Annotated in this window: 3 protein-coding genes; all 3 read left to right on the top strand. The window is 70.7% G+C overall.

Annotated elements, in window-relative coordinates; translation table 11 throughout:
• Positions 1-37 precede the first annotated feature (37 nt).
• Positions 38-1,063, top strand: a complete 1,026-nt coding sequence (locus ETD86_RS53450) for a LuxE/PaaK family acyltransferase (RefSeq protein WP_170223801.1) — start codon at positions 38-40, stop codon at positions 1,061-1,063.
• Between the two features lie 152 nt (positions 1,064-1,215).
• Positions 1,216-2,415: an acyl-CoA reductase gene (locus tag ETD86_RS53445; RefSeq protein WP_138674245.1), complete on the top strand. Its 1,200-nt coding sequence runs from the start codon at positions 1,216-1,218 to the stop codon at positions 2,413-2,415.
• A gap of 136 nt (positions 2,416-2,551) precedes the next feature.
• Positions 2,552-3,226, top strand: a 675-nt coding sequence (locus ETD86_RS53440) for a hypothetical protein (protein WP_211370915.1), incomplete at its 3' end; no start/stop codon positions are given.

Here is a 3,226-nt window from a genome sequence, read left to right as displayed (position 1 = left end):
GGACCTGGTGAGGGCGGTCGACGGGAGGGGGCGTTGGGTGAGCGTTTTCACGATGGATGAGGCCGAGCGGGAAGCGGTGCTGGTGCCCGAGCTGGCTGCGCTGACCGAGCGGCACAGGCGAGCATGCCTGCCGTATCGCCGGATTCTCGACGCGATCGGGGCGGCGCCACCGTACGAGCGGTTGATGGATCTGCCCTGGCTGCCGGTGCGGCTGTTCAAGACGCACGAGTTGCGCAGCGTGCCGCAGGAGCAGGTGTTCAGGGTCCTGACCTCCAGTGGGACGACCGGGCAGCGGCCGAGCCGGATCTTTCTCGATCGCGAGGCGGCCGCGGCGCAGACGCGCATGCTGGCGGCCACGCTCAGGGTGGTGCTGGGTGAGCGGCGCCTGCCGATGCTGGTCGTGGACAGCCGCTCCGTGGTGCGCGATCCGACGTTGAGCGCCCGTGGGGCCGGGGTGCTCGGGATGATGAACTTCGGCAGGGATCACACGTTCGTGCTGGACGAGCAGGGGCGGGTGGATGCGGAAGCGGTCAAGGGGTTCCTGGAGAGGCATGGGAGCCGGCGGTTTCTGATCTTCGGGTTCACGTTCATGGTGTGGCTGTGGCTGCGGAATCTGGGGGCGGATCTGTCACAGGGGGTGTTGATCCATTCCGGTGGATGGAAGCGGCTGGCCGAGCAGGCGGTGGACAACGCCGAGTTCCGGCGGCGAATGGCGGCGGAGTGCGGGCTGACCAGGGTGCACAACTTCTACGGGATGGTGGAACAGATCGGGACGATCTTTCTCGAAGGGCCCGATGGTGATGGGCTCTACTGCCCGGATTTCGCCAATGTCGTGATTCGGGATCCAGAGACCTGGCAGGAGGCGCCGAACGGTGTGCCGGGGTTGATCGAGGTGGTCAGCACGTTGCCGACGTCGTATCCGGGCCATGTGCTGCTCACCGAGGATCTCGGCGTGGTACGGGGCGTCGATGACGGGGCCTGGCCGGGGAAGCGGCTCGAGGTCCTCGGACGGTTGCCGCGGGCGGAGGCGCGCGGTTGTAGCGACACCTTGGGGCAGGGCTGATGCTGGACGACTCGATGCCGACTCCTTCGCCGGCGGTAGCGGAGAGCGATCGTGGCGCCTCAGGGCGCGGTGACGGCGCATCCAGGGCGAGCGGTGGCCCGGCCCGGGTGGGCGATGGAGCTTGTGTCGCCGGTGGCCATGCGGTGGTGCGGGTGCGGTTTCCGCGGGAGGAACTCGTGCCCGTGGAGGTGCTGCTCGGGCAGGTGCGGGGAGGGCTTGAGGTTGGGGATGAGCGGGTTCGTGAGTTTCTGACGGCGTTCGGGAGGCGGCTGTTGCGGCCGGCCCTGGCGCGGCGGCATCCGGAGCTCGGGTCGCTCGGGTTCTTCCTGCGGCCGAGCGAGCTGGCGCGCACGCTCGAGAGCATGGCAGGCGAGCACGTACGTGTGCCACGCGGCCTGATCTTCCACATCCCGCCCGCGAACGTCGACACCGTCTTCGTCTACTCCTGGGCCCTGTCGGCCCTGATGGGCAATCGCAACGTCGTACGCCTCTCACCGCGTTCCGGTGCGGTCGCCGAGGTGATCGTGGAGACGCTGCACGAGGCGTTGGGAGAGGCCGACCCTGTGGTCGGTGAGACGCAGCGGATCGTCTCCTACGACCGCTCGGCCGAGGAAGTCACCGCCGCGCTCTCCGCGGCCTGCGACCTGCGGGTGGTGTGGGGCGGGGACCGCACGGTGCAGGACGTCCGGCGGCATCCGCTTCCACCGCACGCCCGTGACCTGGCTTTCCCCGATCGTTCCTCGTTCGCCGTGATCCGGGCGGCGGCGTGGTTGTGCGCGCCGCGGGCCGCGCGGGCGACCGTGGCGGAGGGGTTCGTCAACGACACCTACTGGTTCGACCAGGCGGCCTGCTCGTCGCCGCGAACCGTGTTCTGGGTGGGGGCGGAAGGCGATTGCGACGCGGCGCGCGCCGACTTCGTCGATCACGTGTCCCGGGTGGTCGCGGCTCGCGGGTGGGGTGTCGACGCGGCGATGGCCGTGGAGAAGCGGGTCGCCACATATGGGCTTGCCGCCGAAGGCGCCGCGGAGAGCGTGGAGTTCTGTGGGAACGCGCTGGCCAATGTGACGCTGGCGACCGCCGCCCATGCGCCGAGGCGGTGGCTGGGCGCCGGGACGTTCGCGCACGCCAGGCTCGGCGAGCCGGCCGAGCTGGCGGGACTGGTCGAGCGGCGGGATCAGACGATGACCCATTTCGGGTTCGGGCGGCCGGAGCTGGAGGAGCTGGCCAAGGCACTGGCCGGACGCGGGGTGGATCGGATGGTGCCGGTCGGCAGCGCACTCAGCTTCCATCGGGTGTGGGACGGGGTCGATCTGCCGGCCGAGTTCGCGCGGCTGGTGACGGTGATCCGATGACGACGACGTGCACCGTTCGCGCGGTGACGTGCGGCCGGTTCCTGGTCTGGTTCCTGGGCTCATGACGATCGCGCCGCCCGAGAGTACGTGTGCCGGTCCGGCGCGGTCGTCAGGCCGCCGTCTGACCTCGGGGTGGTTGCCCGCGGGCCTCGTGGCCGCCGGGGCGGTGGCCGTGTTCCTGTGGTGCGGGGTTCCGGCGTGGGATCTGGCGGCGTTCGCCGCGTACGTCGGGATCGGGGTGGCGCTGCCGGGGACGCTGCTCTGGCGGGCGCTGACCGGAGGCGGCAGATCGACGGCCGAGGACGTCGCGGCCGGGCTGGCGCTCGGGTACGCGGTCGAGGTGCTGGCCTACATCCCAGCCAGGGCGGCCGGAATGCCGCTGCTCGTGCTGGTCCCGCCGGTCGCCGTGCTCGGCACCTTCCTGTGCGTGCCGGGGTTGCGGCGGCACTGGCGGGGCGAGGCCGCCAAGGAGCGCATGCCCGGGTGGTGTGCGTGGGCGCTGGCGGGGGTGGTCGGATACCTGATCACGTGGAGCACGCTGTCCCTGTACCGGGTGCCGATCGCGAGCGCGTACGTGGACATGCCGTACCACCTGGCGCTGGTCGGCGAGGTCAAGCACCACCTGCCGCCCACGCTGCCGTCCGTGCTGGGCGAGCGGCTCTCCTACCACTGGTTCGTCTACGCCGACATGGCCGCCACGAGCTGGGTCACCGGGATCGAGCCGGTGACGCTGGTGTACAAGCTGTCCACGCTGCCGATGACGGTGGCGATGGTCGTGCTGGTGGCGGTGCTGGGGCGGCGGCTCGGCGGG

It is taken from the genome of Nonomuraea turkmeniaca, from assembly GCF_005889735.1.
Lineage (GTDB): Bacteria > Actinomycetota > Actinomycetes > Streptosporangiales > Streptosporangiaceae > Nonomuraea > Nonomuraea turkmeniaca.
This window is presented reverse-complemented; position numbering and strand designations above follow the sequence as displayed.